The organism is Stenotrophomonas sp. Steno-C17 (assembly GCF_056393165.1).
On record NZ_JBWJPD010000011.1, the window covers coordinates 38,003 to 51,796 of the forward strand.

The 13,794-nt window shown below is 67.1% G+C and carries 14 protein-coding genes; 8 read left to right on the plus strand and 6 right to left on the minus strand.

Translation table 11 applies throughout. The annotated features are described in order from the left end of the window. Positions 1–9: 9 nt before the first annotated feature. From AC06FA_RS11625 to asnS, 3 genes are read right to left on the minus strand one after another with little or no spacing between them, the layout of a single operon-like run. Positions 10–321 (minus strand): hypothetical protein, encoded by a 312-nt coding sequence (locus AC06FA_RS11625; RefSeq protein ID WP_478068429.1) that lies wholly within the window; start codon positions 319–321, stop codon positions 10–12. A gap of 7 nt (positions 322–328) precedes the next feature. Further along, positions 329–628 carry a hypothetical protein gene (locus AC06FA_RS11630; protein WP_005410232.1) on the minus strand — a complete coding sequence of 100 codons (300 nt, stop codon included), beginning with the start codon at positions 626–628 and terminating at the stop codon, positions 329–331. 30 nt (positions 629–658) lie between these two features. Then, a complete protein-coding gene (gene asnS / locus AC06FA_RS11635; RefSeq protein ID WP_108750010.1) occupies positions 659–2,053 on the minus strand; it encodes an asparagine--tRNA ligase in 1,395 nt (464 codons plus the stop codon). Between the two features lie 129 nt (positions 2,054–2,182). On the opposite strand from asnS, the gene AC06FA_RS11640 reads away from it, so the two are divergent. Then, entirely contained in the window at positions 2,183–2,521 is a 339-nt protein-coding gene (locus tag AC06FA_RS11640; protein WP_478068430.1) for a HesB/IscA family protein, read from the plus strand. A gap of 36 nt (positions 2,522–2,557) precedes the next feature. Here AC06FA_RS11640 and AC06FA_RS11645 read toward each other — a convergent pair whose 3' ends face one another. After that, positions 2,558–2,791 (minus strand): hypothetical protein, encoded by a 234-nt coding sequence (locus AC06FA_RS11645; protein WP_478068431.1) that lies wholly within the window; start codon positions 2,789–2,791, stop codon positions 2,558–2,560. Positions 2,792–2,822: 31 nt separating this feature from the next. Here AC06FA_RS11645 and AC06FA_RS11650 point away from each other — a divergent pair, with 31 nt between their 5' ends. The 6 genes from AC06FA_RS11650 (at position 2,823) to zipA (ending at position 9,309) form a co-directional block, all read left to right on the plus strand. Continuing rightward, positions 2,823–3,365, plus strand: a complete 543-nt coding sequence (locus AC06FA_RS11650) for a CbrC family protein (protein ID WP_478068432.1) — start codon at positions 2,823–2,825, stop codon at positions 3,363–3,365. A 194-nt stretch (positions 3,366–3,559) separates the two neighbouring features. Continuing rightward, entirely contained in the window at positions 3,560–3,997 is a 438-nt protein-coding gene (gene rpsF, locus AC06FA_RS11655) for a 30S ribosomal protein S6 (protein WP_478068433.1), read from the plus strand. 11 nt (positions 3,998–4,008) lie between these two features. Continuing rightward, positions 4,009–4,239, plus strand: coding sequence for a 30S ribosomal protein S18 (rpsR, locus tag AC06FA_RS11660; protein ID WP_002804494.1), 231 nt, complete (start codon positions 4,009–4,011; stop codon positions 4,237–4,239). Positions 4,240–4,343: 104 nt separating this feature from the next. Continuing rightward, complete coding sequence (gene rplI, locus AC06FA_RS11665; protein ID WP_312709520.1) at positions 4,344–4,796, plus strand: 50S ribosomal protein L9; 453 nt, start codon at positions 4,344–4,346, stop codon at positions 4,794–4,796. Between the two features lie 225 nt (positions 4,797–5,021). Continuing rightward, complete coding sequence (smc, locus tag AC06FA_RS11670) at positions 5,022–8,525, plus strand: chromosome segregation protein SMC (protein ID WP_478068434.1); 3,504 nt, start codon at positions 5,022–5,024, stop codon at positions 8,523–8,525. 46 nt (positions 8,526–8,571) lie between these two features. Next, entirely contained in the window at positions 8,572–9,309 is a 738-nt protein-coding gene (zipA, locus tag AC06FA_RS11675; protein ID WP_312709525.1) for a cell division protein ZipA, read from the plus strand. Positions 9,310–9,385: 76 nt separating this feature from the next. Here zipA and AC06FA_RS11680 read toward each other — a convergent pair whose 3' ends face one another. Continuing rightward, a complete protein-coding gene (locus AC06FA_RS11680) occupies positions 9,386–9,832 on the minus strand; it encodes an REP-associated tyrosine transposase (RefSeq protein ID WP_478068435.1) in 447 nt (148 codons plus the stop codon). A 111-nt stretch (positions 9,833–9,943) separates the two neighbouring features. Then, entirely contained in the window at positions 9,944–11,053 is a 1,110-nt protein-coding gene (locus AC06FA_RS11685; protein ID WP_478068436.1) for a pyridoxal phosphate-dependent aminotransferase, read from the minus strand. 261 nt (positions 11,054–11,314) lie between these two features. On the opposite strand from AC06FA_RS11685, the gene ligA reads away from it, so the two are divergent. Next, on the plus strand, positions 11,315–13,786 hold the full coding sequence (gene ligA / locus AC06FA_RS11690; protein ID WP_478068527.1) for an NAD-dependent DNA ligase LigA: 2,472 nt from the start codon (positions 11,315–11,317) through the stop codon (positions 13,784–13,786). Positions 13,787–13,794: the final 8 nt, after the last annotated feature.

Below are 13,794 nucleotides of genomic sequence, written 5' to 3' on the forward strand. Positions count from 1 at the left end.
GGCCTGGGCTCAGGCGCGCCCGCCCAGCGTCTGCACCATGCGGCCGCGCAGGCCTTCATCGCTGCCGGCCTGCGGCGGTTGCACTTCATGCAGGCTGAAGCCGCGCACCAGCGCGTCTTCTTCGTCCAGACCGTCGTACTCGACGAATTCGGCATCGAACAGCTGCGAACGGGCAGTATCTTCGCTGTCGTAGCTGAGCGTGTTGCCGTCGCTGTCGAGCACTTCGGCGGTGCCGGCCGGACGCACGCGCAGGCGGGCCCAGATCAGGGTGTTGCCGAGGCTGGCCAGCCACCAGCTGTCTCGTACGGTGTCATCGTTCATGTGTGTGTTACCAGAGCGAGGCCAGCCAGAGCAGGGCAGCCATGCCCAGTCCGGCCAGCAGGGTCAGCAGCGAAACCCAGGCCGGCGTCGCCAGCCCGGACAGCGAACGGTCCGGTTGCTGGCGATAGTCGCGGCGCAGCAGCCAGGCCAGGGCATCGGGCTTGAGGAAGGCGCCACTGCCAAAGCGCGCGGCGAGCGCCGGGTGGCGATCGCGCACATGCACCAGGGTCAGCGGCCAGAAGATCACGAAGGCACTGAACCCGGCCACTGCTACGCCAACGAAACAAAGGGCGAAGAACAGGGTCATGGGGGCAGTACCTCCGTGCTCGTATGGGGCTTAGAAGTCCGCGCTGCCCGGGGCGCGCGGGTACGGAATGGCATCGCGGATGTTGGACAGGCCGCAGACGTAGACCACCAGGCGCTCAAAGCCCAGGCCGAAGCCGGCGTGCGGCACCGAGCCGTAGCGGCGGAAATCGCGGTACCAGCTGTAATGCTCGCGATCCAGGCCGAACTGCGCCATGCGTGCATCCAGCACATCCAGGCGCTCTTCGCGCTGGCTGCCGCCGATGATCTCGCCGATGCCCGGGGCCAACACGTCCATCGCGGCGACGGTCTTGCCGTCGTCGTTCAGGCGCATGTAGAAGGCCTTGATGTGCTCGGGGTAGTTGGTCACCACCACCGGGCGGCCGACGTGTTCTTCGGTCAGCCAGCGCTCGTGCTCGGTCTGCAGGTCCAGGCCCCATTCGACCGGGAAGTCGAACTTCTTGCCGGACTTCTGCAGCAGGCTGACCGCATCGGTGTAGTCGATGCGCTCGAACGGCGCATTGATGAAGTCTTCCAGCTTGGTGATCGCGTTCTTGTCCACGCGCTCGGCGATGAAGGCCAGGTCGTCGCCACGCTCGTTCAGCACGGCACGGAACAGGTACTTCAGGAACTCTTCGGCCAGACGCGCGTCTTCGGCCAGGTCGGCGAAGGCGATTTCCGGCTCGATCATCCAGAACTCCGCCAGATGGCGGGTGGTATGGCTGTTTTCAGCGCGGAAGGTCGGGCCGAAGGTGTACACCTTGCTCAGCGCCAGGCAGTAGGCCTCGACGTTCAGCTGGCCGGACACGGTCAGGAAGGTTTCCTTGCCGAAGAAGTCGCGGCTGAAGTCGATCGCGCCCTTCTCGTCGCGCGGCAGGTTCACCATGTCCAGGGTGGACACGCGGAACATCTGGCCGGCGCCTTCGGCGTCGGAGGTGGTGATGATCGGGGTGCTGATCCAGTTGAAGCCGTTCTCGTGGAAGAAACGGTGCACGGCCTGGGCCAGGCAGTTGCGGATGCGGGTGACCGCGCCGAACAGGTTGGTGCGCGGGCGCAGGTGCGCCACTTCGCGCAGGAACTCTGGCGACATCGGCTTGGGCTGGATCGGGTAGGTCAGCGGGTCTTCCACCCAGCCGACCACTTCCAGCGCACTGGCCTGGATCTCGAACGACTGGCCCTTGCCCTGCGACTTCACCAGGGTGCCGGTGGCGATGACCGAGCAGCCGCTGGTCAGGCGCTTGATCTCGTCGAAGTTGCCCAAGGTGTCGTTGGCCACGACCTGGATCGGGGCGAAGCAGGAGCCGTCGCTCACATTCACGAAGGCCAGATTCGCTGAACCGCGCACCGTGCGCACCCATCCGCGTACCGTGACTTCGCCGCCTTCCGGGATCTTCCCGGCAAGCGCATGTTCAACGCTGACCACCGTCATGACTTGAATCCTCTGCTGATCGACTCGATCTGTGAACACGGGAGTTTACCGGTTGCAGCGTTCTGCTTGCGAGGCATTTTTCGTGGCAACGGCTCCTTATAATGTCCCCGTACCCCTGGAGTGAGCCTCATGGCCGTCAGCCTGACCCCCATCGCCTTCGAGCGCGTGCAGCGCTTTGTAGCCCAGACCCCCGGCGCCCTGGGCCTGCGCTTCGGCGTGACCAAGACCGGCTGCTCCGGCTGGGGCCATGTGACCGACCTGGCCCGGGACGAGCGCGAGGGCGACACCGTGTTCGACCAGGACGGGGTGAAGATCTTCGTGGACGCCAAGAGCCTGGCCCTGGTGGACGGCACCGTGATCGACTTCGGCAAGCACGGCTTGAGCGAGACGTTCACGTTCAGCAACCCGAACGCCACCGCCGAGTGCGGGTGCGGTGAAAGCTTTACCACCGACGCCGACAAGGCCTGACGCACGTTTGTGGCATCCGCCGGGCATGGCCCGGCGCTACCGCCGCTCGCGCCAGGCGCTCCACCCCAGCAGCGCTGTTCCCAGCATCGCGCTTGCCGCGGCCCAGTGGCCCGGCAGGCCGGCGGGCTCGCGCAGCAGATGCATCAGCAGCCCAGCGAGCAGGCTCAGATAGCCCGCAATGGCAGCTGCGCCGAGCGGGGCATTGCCCACCCGGATCAGGTGCCCATCGTCGCGGTTGATCCATCGCCGGAGGCGGCCGAAGCGGTTCATGGGCGGAATGTAGCGCAGAAAGGACCCACGGATGGAACGCCCGGTTTTCACCTACCACCCCAACGCCTACGCGACCGCCTTCGAAACGGTCGATGGGGTCTGTGACGGCTGCGGCCAGTCGCGCACGCTGCGCTACCGCGGGCCGTTCTACACCGCCCGGAAGCCCGATTACCTGTGCCCGTGGTGCATTGCCGATGGCAGTGCGTCGGCGCGCTTCGATGGCGAATTCACCGGCTGGACCGACATTGAAGGGGTGTCGCCGGACCCGGCCGCCCCCCCGCCGAGCATCCCCCGTGAGATGCTGCTGGAGATCTGCGAGCGCACCCCGGGCTACCCGTCCTGGCAGCAGTCGGTCTGGCTCAGTCATTGTGAACGGCCCTGCGCGTTCCTCGGATTCGCCGGCGGCGAGGATCTGTTGCCGATCCTGGACCAGGTCCGGCCGGACGTGGCGGCGGTCAACCCGCGCGACGCCGACGGGGTGCTGGAAGGCCTGACCCGTGATGGCGAGATGGTCGGTTGCCTGTTCCAGTGCCTGCAGTGCGGCCAGCACCGCCTTCACGTCGATCTGGGCTGACACCGTCACCGTTCAGGCTTGGTAGGTGCCGACCTTGGTCGGCACGACGGCAGGGCAGGCCGGGTTGCCCGCCACCCCCATCTGCGCCATAATGCGCGGCTTCCTGCCCTCCGGGCGGGAACCCTTGCCCCACCGCGGTATCCACGGCGGGGGGCTGTCCGGCCGCAAGGCCACATCCGAAAGGTAGAAAAAACATGAGTCGTCATTACGAAATCGTGTTCATGGTCCACCCGGACCAGAGCGAGCAGGTCCCGGCCATGATCGAGCGCTACAAGTCGCTGGTCGAGAACGGCAACGGCACCATCCACCGTCTGGAAGACTGGGGCCGCCGCCAGCTGGCGTACCCGATCCAGAACCTGGTGAAGGCGCACTACGTGCTGCTGAACATCCAAGCCGACCAGGCCGTGCTGAACGAGCTGACCGAAAGCTTCCGCTTCAACGACGCCGTGCTGCGCAACCTGGTCATCAAGCGTGACGAGGCTGACACCGAGCAGTCGCTGATCATGAAGAGCAAGGACGAGAAGGGTGACAAGCCGGAGCGCGGTGAGCGCCGTCGTCGTGACGACGAAGAAGGCGAGTCCACCACCACCGCTGACAACGAAGCCGGCGACGACGCCGCTTCCGCCGCCTAAGGAGCCTTCCCATGTCCAAGTTCTTCCGTCGCCGCAAGTTCTGCAAGTTCACGGCTGAAGGTGTGAAGGAGATCGACTACAAGGATCTCAACACCCTGCGCCAGTACCTGACCGAGAACGGCAAGATCGTGCCGAGCCGCGTCACCGGTACCAAGTCGAAGTACCAGCGTCAGCTGGCGACCGCCGTCAAGCGCGCTCGCTTCCTGGCCCTGATCCCGTACACCGACAACCACGACGTCTGATGCCCGGCGGGGCGGCCCCGTGCCGCCCCGCTGTGCCAGCTATTCGGACAGCCACAGTTGCGGGGCAGCGCCTCGCTAACGAATAACTTATCTGGAGCACTACCATGCAGCTGATCCTCCTGCAGAAGGTCACCAACCTCGGCAACCTGGGTGACCTGGTCACCGTCAAGCCGGGCTACGGCCGTAACTTCCTCGTGCCGCAGGGCAAGGCCGTGCCGGCCACCGAGAGCAACAAGGCCGAGTTCGAAGCCAAGCGCGCCGAATACGAAGCCAAGGCACAGGCCATCCACGCCGACGCTGAAGGCCGCAAGGCCAAGCTGGAAGGCGCGAGCGTGACCATCGCCGCCAACGCTTCGACCGAAGGCAAGCTGTACGGCTCGGTCGGCGCCCGCGAAATCGCCGATGCCTTCACCGCTGCCGGCCTGGAGCTGAGCAAGAGCGAAGTCATCCTGGGCGAAGGCGCCTTCCGCAACATCGGTGAGTACGACGTCCTGGTGCACCTGCACGCCGACGTGGAAACCACCGTCAAGGTTGTGGTCGAAGCCGAAAAGGCCTGATTCCGGGCCGAAAGGCCAGGTATCACCGCAGAACGGGCGCCCGCAGGGGTGCCCGTTTTGTTTTGCGCGGTCGCCGCCCGCCCTGCGATGTTCCACGCCGATTCGTAGAACACGGCCACATCGGTATACTCAGGGCGTCACGCCCATGTCATTGTCATCGATCCCAGCAGGATCAATGACTTGCAGGGCAAGCAGGCCGCCAGACGGCCCCAGCCCGGAACCCCTATGCGTCTTTCCACGATCAAGCTGTCCGGCTTCAAGTCGTTCGTCGATCCGACCACCCTGCACCTGCCGACCAACATGACCGGCGTGGTGGGCCCCAATGGTTGCGGCAAGTCGAACATCATCGACGCCGTACGCTGGGTCATGGGTGAGAGTTCGGCCAGCCGTCTGCGCGGCGACTCGCTGACCGACGTGATCTTCTCCGGTTCCAATGCGCGCAAGCCGGTTTCGCAGGCCACCGTCGAGCTGATCTTCGACAACTCCGACCATACGATTTCCGGCGAGTACGCCTCGTTCAACGAAATCTCGGTCAAGCGCACGGTCAGCCGCGATGGCAGCAGCAACTATTACCTGAACGGCACCAAGTGCCGGCGCCGCGATATCACCGATCTGTTCCTGGGCACCGGCCTGGGCCCGCGCAGCTACTCGATCATCGAGCAGGGCATGATCAGCCAGATCATCGAGGCGCGCCCGGAAGACCTGCGCGTTTACCTGGAAGAGGCCGCCGGCATTTCCAAGTACAAGGAACGCCGCAAGGAAACCGAAACCCGTATCCGCCACACCCGCGAGAACCTGGACCGGCTGGGCGACCTGCGCGATGAGATCGGCAAGCAGCTGGAACACCTGAAGCGCCAGGCCAAGCAGGCCGAGCAGTACCAGGCGCTGCAGGAAGAGCGCCGGATGAAGGACGGGCAGTGGAAGGCGCTGGAATTCCGCGGCCTGGATGGTCGTCTTTCCAAGCTGCGCGAGGGACTTCTGCAGGAAGAGACGCGCCTGCAGCAGCTGATTGCCGAGCAGCGTGAAGCCGAAGCCCATATCGAAACCTCGCGCGTGCGCCGCGAAGAGGCCGCCGACGCCCTGAATACCGCGCAGGCGGCGGTGTACCAGGTCGGCAGCACGCTGGCCCGGGTGGAACAGCAGATCCAGCACCAGCGCGAACTGTCGCAGCGCCTGCACAAGGCGCGTGACGAAACCCAGCAGGCGCTGGCCGAGCTGGGCCAGCACATCAGCGGCGACGAGGCGCGCCTGGGCGTACTGCGCGCGGCCGTCGAAGACGCGACGCCGCAGCTGGAAGCGCTGCAGGAGGAGAACGAGATCAAGCAGGAAAGCCTGCGCGAGGCGGAGGACCGCCTGGCCAGCTGGCAGCAGCGCTGGGAACACCACACCTCGCAGAGTTCGGAAGCCTCGCGCGCCGGCGATGTCGAGCGCACCCGCGTGGACTACCTGGACAAGCAGATCGTGGACGCCGATCGCCGCCGCGAGGCGCTGGCGGCCGAGCGCGCCGGTCTGGATGTCGAGGCGCTGGAGGAGGCGTTCGAGCAGCTGCATCTGCAGCACGACACGCAGAAGACCGCGCTGGACGAGCTGACCGAAGACGTCGAGCACCGCAAGGACGGCGTGGCCGCCGTGCAGGAGCAGCAGCGCGCGGGCCAGAACGAACTGGCCGAGTTGCGCAAACAGGCCAACGGCCTGCGCGGACGCCTGGCCTCGCTGGAAACCCTGCAGCAGGCCGCACTGGGCCAGGAGCAGGGCGCTGCAGTGGCCTGGTTGCAGTCGCACGGCCTGGATTCGGCGGCGCGTGTGGGCGAACGGCTGGACGTCGATGCCGGCTGGGAGAATGCCGTTGAGCGTGCGCTGGGCGAACTGATCGAAGGCGTGCTGGTCGACGATCCGGCCCGCCTGGTCGACGCGCTCGGCGCGCTGGGCGAGGGCCGCATCGCGCTGGTGTCCAGCGATGACGCCGCACTGGATGTAGCGCCGACCTCGTTGGCCGCGCGCGTGCGTGGCCCGGCGGCAATCCGTCGCCTGCTGGCGCACCTGCATGGTGCCCGCGATCTGGCCGAGGCGAAGACGCTGCAGGCCGGACTGCCTGAAGGCGATTCTGTCATCACCCAGGACGGCGAGCGCCTGGGCCAAGGCTGGCTGCGCGTGTCGCGCTCCGGCGCCGCGCAACAGGGCGCCTTGCTGCGCGAACGTGAAATCAACGAGCTGCGCGAACAGATCGAGCAGCTGCAGGACCGCGAAGCGGAACTGGAAGAACGGCTGGCCGGCCTGCGCGAGCAGTTGCTGGCGGCCGAACAGCAGCGCGAGGATGCGCAGCGCACCTTGTATCAGGCGCATCGCGCGGTGTCCGAACTGGCCGGCCAGTTGCAGGGCCAGCAGGGCAAGGTCGAGGCCGCACGCACCCGCATCGATCGCATCGAAGGCGAGCTCAAGCAGCTGGCGGAGACGCTGGACGCCAACCAGGAACAGGCGCGTGAAGCCCGTTCGCGGCTGGAGAACGCGGTCAGCAGCATGGGCGACCTGGAATCGACCCGGCAGGGCCTGGAAGGCGAGCGCCGCCAGCTGACCGAAGCGCGCGACCTGGCCCGCGATGCGGCACGCGCGGTGCGCGAGCGCTCGCATGCGCTGGCGCTGACCCTGGAATCGCAGCGCGCGCAGCTGGCGTCGCTGGGGCAGGCGCTGGAGCGCATGAGCACCCAGCGTGGCCAGCTGGATTCGCGGCTGGGCGAACTGCATTCGCAGCTGGATGACGGCGATTCACCGGTGGAATCGCTGCAGGCCGAGCATCAGAGCGCGCTGGAAGAGCGCGTGCGCGCCGATCGTGTGCTGACCGAAGCGCGCACCCTGCTGGACGGCATCGATGCCGACCTGCGCACCTATGAACAGACCCGCCACCAGCGCGACGAGCAGGCATTGGCGCAGCGCGAGCGCATTTCCCAGCGCCGGCTGGACCAGCAGGCGCTGGTGCTGAGCGCCGAAACCCTGCAGGCCGCCGTGGAAAAGGCCGGCTTCGTGATGGCCGAGGTGCTGGAGGCGCTGCCTGACGATGCACGGTTGGGCGAGTGGGAACAGGCCGTGCACCAGATCGATGCGCGCATGCGCCGGCTGGAGCCGGTGAACCTGGCCGCCATCCATGAGTACGGCGAAGCGTCGCAGCGGTCGGATTATCTGGATGCGCAGCACACCGACCTGACCACCGCGCTGGAAACCCTGGAAGACGCGATCCGCAAGATCGACCGCGAAACGCGCGGGCGCTTCAAGGACACCTTCGACCGGGTCAACGCCGGCGTGCAGGCGCTGTATCCGCGCCTGTTCGGCGGCGGCCATGCCTATCTGGAACTGACCGGCGAAGACCTGCTCGACACCGGCGTGACCATCATGGCGCGCCCGCCGGGCAAGCGCGTGTCCAGCATTTCGCTGCTGTCCGGTGGCGAGAAGGCGATGACCGCGGTGGCGCTGGTGTTTGCCATCTTCCAGCTCAACCCCGCGCCGTTCTGTCTGCTGGACGAAGTGGACGCACCGCTGGACGAGGCCAACGTCGGTCGCCTGGCCAACATGGTCAAGGAAATGAGCGAGAAGGTGCAGTTCCTGTTCGTCAGCCATAACAAGGCGACGATGGAAGCGGCGCACCAGCTTTCCGGCGTGACCATGCGCGAGCCGGGCGTCAGCCGCCTGGTCAGCGTGGACCTGGAAGAAGCCGCGCGATTGGCGGGCGCGGCCTGACGTGCCATTCTAGTTACCTGAATGAACTAGCCGGAGAACCCATCGAATGTCCGACACGGCACTGTTGCGCATCGGCATCCTGGCCGCCGGCCTGCTGCTGGTGGTTGCGATCTTCCTGTTTGGCCGCCCCAAGAAGAAGCCGCAGGGCCGCCGCGTGGACGGTCCTGAGCCGGCCGCAGGCGAACGTCGCGAACCGGTATTGGGCGAAGACGGCGTACCGCTGGCCGACACCCGCAGCGAACCCGGCCTGGGCGAAGAGGGCCAGCAGGCCGAACTGGGCCTGGCCGATGCAGACGGCGCGGCCAACGACCTTGGCAAGCGCGCCACCCAGGATTTCGACAAGATCGTTTCGCTGTTCGTGGCCGCCCGCGCGGGCGAACAGCTGCGTGGCGAAGACATCGTGGTGGCGGCGGAAAAGACCGGCCTGGTGTTCGGCCACATGAACGTGTTCCACCGGCTGGTGGAAGGCCACCCCGAGCGCGGCCCGATCTTCTCCATGGCCAGCATCATGAAGCCGGGCAGCTTCGACATGGCCAACATCCGCGCCATGGAAACCCCGGCCATCGCCTTCTTCCTGACCCTGCCGGCGCCGCTGACCGCGCTCGATGCCTGGGAAAAGATGCTGCCCACCGTGCAGCGCATGGCCGAACTGCTGGACGGCGTGGTGCTGGATGACAGCCGCAATGCCCTCGGCCGCCAGCGCATCGCCCATATCCGTGACGAACTGCGCGCTTACGACCGGCAGCACCAGGCCCCGCCGCTGACCAAGACCCCGCGCTGGTAAACGCGCCAGTCGAGCATGGCTCGACTCTACATGTCGGCGCCCGTCTGTAGAGTTGAGCCATGCTCGACTCAAATTCTTACGGCGCCCGATCAAACCACCTGCACCACGCAAACGGATGATCGCCAAGCTGTGCTGCGAGGCCCGCGCGTACGGGATTGGCGGCGATGTACAGCGCCTGGCTCTTCAAGGATTCGTCACACCGTACTGCGTGGTCATAGTAGCCACGCTGCCAGAGCGGGCCGTCGGTCCCAGCCAGACGGCTGCAGCGCGACTTCATCATCTGCACCGACGCAGCCAGGGTTCCTGAGCGCAGTTGCATCAACCAGTGCACGTGGTCAGGCATGACCGCCCAGGCAAGATTGAGGCATCGGCCCTCCCGCTGGATCCATTGCAGGCCGGCAACAATGATGGCGGCGCGGTCGGGGTCATCAAAGTGCCGGCGGCGCAGATGGGTGACCGTCGTGATCGCATAGACATTCCGCACGTGCGACCAACGGCCTTTCAGGAGGAGTGGACTGGGCATGCCTCAGCATTGGCTGGGCTAGGCGGCTTGGGTATCGCTTGAATGCGGGCGGATATGTAGGAAAGGCCCCAGTCGAGCATGGCTCGACTCTACAGATGGGTGTGCTCTGCGTTACGCCGGTACGCCGGCCACCTTCGCAAATGCGCGGCGGAATGCCGCCATCTCCGCGTCGGTGCCCACGGTGACCCGCACGCGCTGCGGCCAGATCGGCCAGCTGCGGCCGATCACCACGCCGTTGTCCGCCATGGCCTTGGCAAAGGCGCTGCCGTCACGCTGCACATCCACCACGAAGCAGTTCGCTTCCGACGGCACGCAACTGAAACCGCGCTTGCCCAGCCAGGCGATGGTGGCCTGGCGTACCTGCGCGTTCTGCAGGCGCCGCTGCGGCACCAGTTGCGCGTCGCCCAGGCTGGCCAGTGCGGCGGCCAGGGCGGGCACGGGCAAGGGGTTCTCGCCCAGGCGGGCCAGTTCGCGCAGGCGCTCGGGATGGGCGGCGGCCACGCCCAGGCGCAGGCCGGCCATGCCATACAGCTTGGAAAAGGTACGCAGCACGATCAGGTCATCGCGCTGGGTGACCTGGCCAATCAGGCTGGGCTGGTCGCTGTACTGCAGGTAGGCCTCGTCCACCAGCACGCGGGTGCCTGCCGGCTTGTTGGCCAGCAGCCATGCCAGTTCGGCCGGCGGGCTGATCGATCCGGTCGGGTTGTTCGGGTTGCAGACGTAGATCAGGCCGGTGGGTCGATCATGGGCCGCTGCCACCATCGCCCGTAGATCGTGCGCACCGTCCTCGCGCAGCGGCACCTGGGCGACATGCGCGCCGCGCGCAGCGGCCAGGTCACCCAGCGCCTCGAAGGTGGGATCGGCCACGACCAGGGCCGACTGCGGGCCGGTCCACAGCGTGGCAGCGCGGTTCAGGGGTTCGCTGGAGCCCGGGTAGAGACGCACATGGTCGGCCGGGACGGCGTTCTGGGTGGCGAAGAGATCGCGCACCTGTCCGGCCAGGGCGAACTGATAGCGGCCACAGCCGGCGATGCTGTCGCGTGCGGCCTGTTGGGCGACGGGCGCGGGTCCGTAGGGGCATTCGTTGAAGTTGAGCAGGACCGGGCCGGTGCGGGTGGGCGCCGGTTGCGCTGCAGCAGGGCCGGGCAGGCCCGTGCTGGCAACGGCCAGGCCGGCACCGGCCAGTTGCAGGAAATGGCGGCGCGAAGTGGGCAGGGTCACAGGCAGGCTTCCGAGGGGCGTCTGCCGCACGCTAGCGCTGGTGGGGGCCAGGCGGCAAGCGGCTGGCATGTAGAGTCGAGCCATGCTCGACTGCTGTTGCCGGGCCAGTCGAGCATGGCTCGACTCTACAAGGGCGGCAGTCGAGCATGGCTCGACTCTACAAGGGCGGCAGTCGAGCATGGCTCGACTCTACAAAAAGCGGGGGATACGGGGCGTTGCGGTCCGGCGCGGTAGAATTCCCGGCCATCCCAGAACCACCGGATTCCGATGAGCCCCAGCCCCGCCGAACGCGCCGAGGACCTCCGCCGGCAGATCGCCCAGGCCAACCGTGCCTATCACGAGCTGGATGCGCCGGAAATTCCCGATGCCGACTACGATCGCCTGGTGCGCGCGCTGGAAGCGCTGGAGCGCGAGCATCCTGAGCTGACGCGCGCTGACAGCCCGACCCAGCAGGTGGGCGCGCGCCCGTCCGGCCGCTTCGCCGAAGTCGCCCATGCGGTACCGATGCTGTCGCTGTCCAATGCGTTCAGCGATGAGGAAGTGGCGGATTTCGTCCGCCGTATCGACGAGCGCCTGCGCCGCGGCGCGCTGCGCTTTTCCGCCGAACCGAAGATGGACGGCCTGGCGATCAGCCTGCGCTATGAAGACGGCCAGTTCGTACTGGGCGCGACCCGTGGCGATGGCAGCACCGGCGAGGACGTGACCGCCAACCTGCGGCAGATTGCCGATATTCCCAAGCGCCTGCAGGGCAGCGGCTGGCCCGATGTGCTGGAAGTGCGCGGCGAGGTCTACATGGCCCGCGCCGATTTCGAGGCCTACAACGAACGCGCGCGCCTGCACGGCGGCAAGGTGCTGGCCAACCCGCGCAACGCCGCGGCCGGTTCGCTGCGCCAGCTCGATGCGAAGATCAGTGCGCAGCGGCGGCTCAGCTTCTTCGCCTACGGTACCGGCGAAGTGCAGGGCGGTGAGCTGCCCGACACCCACTCGGGCACGCTGGTACAGCTGGGCGGCTGGGGCTTCCCGGTCAGCGAGCTGTGCCAGGTGGTGGAGGGCACCGACGGGCTGCTGGGCTACTACCGCATGATCGGCGGCCGCCGTGACGGCCTGCCGTTCGATATCGATGGCGTGGTCTACAAGCTGGACGACCGTGCCGGCCAGCAGACGATGGGGTTTGTTTCGCGTGCACCGCGCTGGGCCATCGCACACAAGTTCCCGGCGCAGGAACAGAGCACCACGGTGGAGGCGATCGAGATCCAGATCGGCCGCACCGGTGCGGCCACGCCGGTCGCGCGCCTGGCACCGGTAGCGGTGGCCGGGGTGATCGTGTCCAACGCCACCCTGCACAACGCCGATCAGATCGCACGGCTGGACGTGCGCGTGGGCGACAGCGTGATCGTGCGCCGTGCGGGCGATGTCATTCCCGAAGTGGTCAGCGTGATCCTGGACCGTCGCCCGCAGGGCACCGCGCCCTGGCAGATGCCGACCCAGTGCCCGGTGTGCGGTGCCGAGATCGTGCGCGAAGAAGGTGCGGCGGCATGGCGCTGTTCCGGCGAACTGTCCTGCCCGGCGCAGCGCAAGGAAGCCATCGCGCACTTCGCATCGCGCCGCGCCATGGATATCGACGGTCTGGGCGACAAGTACATCGAGACGCTGGTGGATGCCGGCATCGTGAAAAGCGTGGCCGACCTGTACCGCCTGAGCCGCGATACGCTGCTGCACCTGAAGCTGGTGCTCGACGCCGAAGATCCCTCGGCGCTGGCCGCGTCGCTGAAACTGCATCTGCCCGCCGAGGGCAGTGGCGCGGTGCTCACGGCAGTGTTGAAGCTGGACGGGGCCGATCAGGGCTGGCGTGCGCAGGCGCTGGTACAGCCGGCCAGCTTCGAGTGGAACACGAAGAAGATCGCCACCAAGTGGGCCGACAACCTGATCGCGGCCATCGATGCCAGCCGTGATGCGACGCTGGAACGGCTGCTGTTCGCGCTGGGCATCGAGCACGTGGGTGAAAGCACAGCCAAGGCGCTGGCGCAGTGGTTTGGCGATCTGGAGCTGATCCGCCACCTGCCGTGGCCGCTGTTCAAGCGCGTGCCGGACATCGGCGGCGAGGTTGCGCGTTCGCTGGGGCATTTCTTCGAGCAGCCGGGCAACCAGCAGGCCATCGACGATCTGCTGCAGGTGGGGCAGGTGCGTATTGCCGACGCCCATCCGCCCAGCGCCAAGCTGCGCGAAGGGCTGGACCTGGCCCAGCTGCTGGTGGAAGCCGAGATTCCCGGCATCACCCGCCTGCGTGCGGAAAAACTGGTGGCCGCGCTGCCGTCGGCACAGGCGGTGCTGGACGCCGAGCACGGCCAGTTCGTCAACGCCGGCCTGCCCGATGACACCGCCCGCGGGCTGGCGCAGTGGCTGGACAGCGACGGCCATGGCGCAATGCTGCTGGCCGCCGAGCGCGCCATGCAGCACATCCTGGCGCACGCACCGGCGCTGGCCGAGGTGGTGGCCGGGCCGCTGGATGGGCAGACCGTGGTGCTGACCGGCACCCTGGCCCAGCTCACCCGCGATGTCGCCAAGGAACGCCTGGAGGCGCTGGGTGCCAAGGTGTCCGGCAGCGTGTCGAAGAAGACCAGCTTCCTGGTGGCAGGCACCGAAGCCGGTTCCAAGCTGGACAAGGCGCAGTCGCTGGGCGTGCCGGTGTGGGACGAAGAGCGGCTGCTGGCCTATCTGGCCGAACACGAGTGATGAACCCG

Bases quoted from the DNA above. Each gene is read 5' to 3' on its own strand.
- smc (WP_478068434.1), top strand. From the start codon at position 5,022: ATGCGTCTTTCCACGATCAAGCTGTCCGGCTTCAAGTCGTTCGTCGAT.
- rplI (WP_312709520.1), top strand. From the start codon at position 4,344: ATGCAGCTGATCCTCCTGCAGAAGGTCACCAACCTCGGCAACCTGGGT.
- AC06FA_RS11650 (WP_478068432.1), top strand. From the start codon at position 2,823: ATGGAACGCCCGGTTTTCACCTACCACCCCAACGCCTACGCGACCGCC.
- AC06FA_RS11645 (WP_478068431.1), bottom strand. From the start codon at position 2,791: ATGAACCGCTTCGGCCGCCTCCGGCGATGGATCAACCGCGACGATGGG.
- rpsR (WP_002804494.1), top strand. From the start codon at position 4,009: ATGTCCAAGTTCTTCCGTCGCCGCAAGTTCTGCAAGTTCACGGCTGAA.
- zipA (WP_312709525.1), top strand. From the start codon at position 8,572: ATGTCCGACACGGCACTGTTGCGCATCGGCATCCTGGCCGCCGGCCTG.
- AC06FA_RS11630 (WP_005410232.1), bottom strand. From the start codon at position 628: ATGACCCTGTTCTTCGCCCTTTGTTTCGTTGGCGTAGCAGTGGCCGGG.
- asnS (WP_108750010.1), bottom strand. From the start codon at position 2,053: ATGACGGTGGTCAGCGTTGAACATGCGCTTGCCGGGAAGATCCCGGAA.
- rpsF (WP_478068433.1), top strand. From the start codon at position 3,560: ATGAGTCGTCATTACGAAATCGTGTTCATGGTCCACCCGGACCAGAGC.
- AC06FA_RS11625 (WP_478068429.1), bottom strand. From the start codon at position 321: ATGAACGATGACACCGTACGAGACAGCTGGTGGCTGGCCAGCCTCGGC.
- AC06FA_RS11640 (WP_478068430.1), top strand. From the start codon at position 2,183: ATGGCCGTCAGCCTGACCCCCATCGCCTTCGAGCGCGTGCAGCGCTTT.
- AC06FA_RS11680 (WP_478068435.1), bottom strand. From the start codon at position 9,832: ATGCCCAGTCCACTCCTCCTGAAAGGCCGTTGGTCGCACGTGCGGAAT.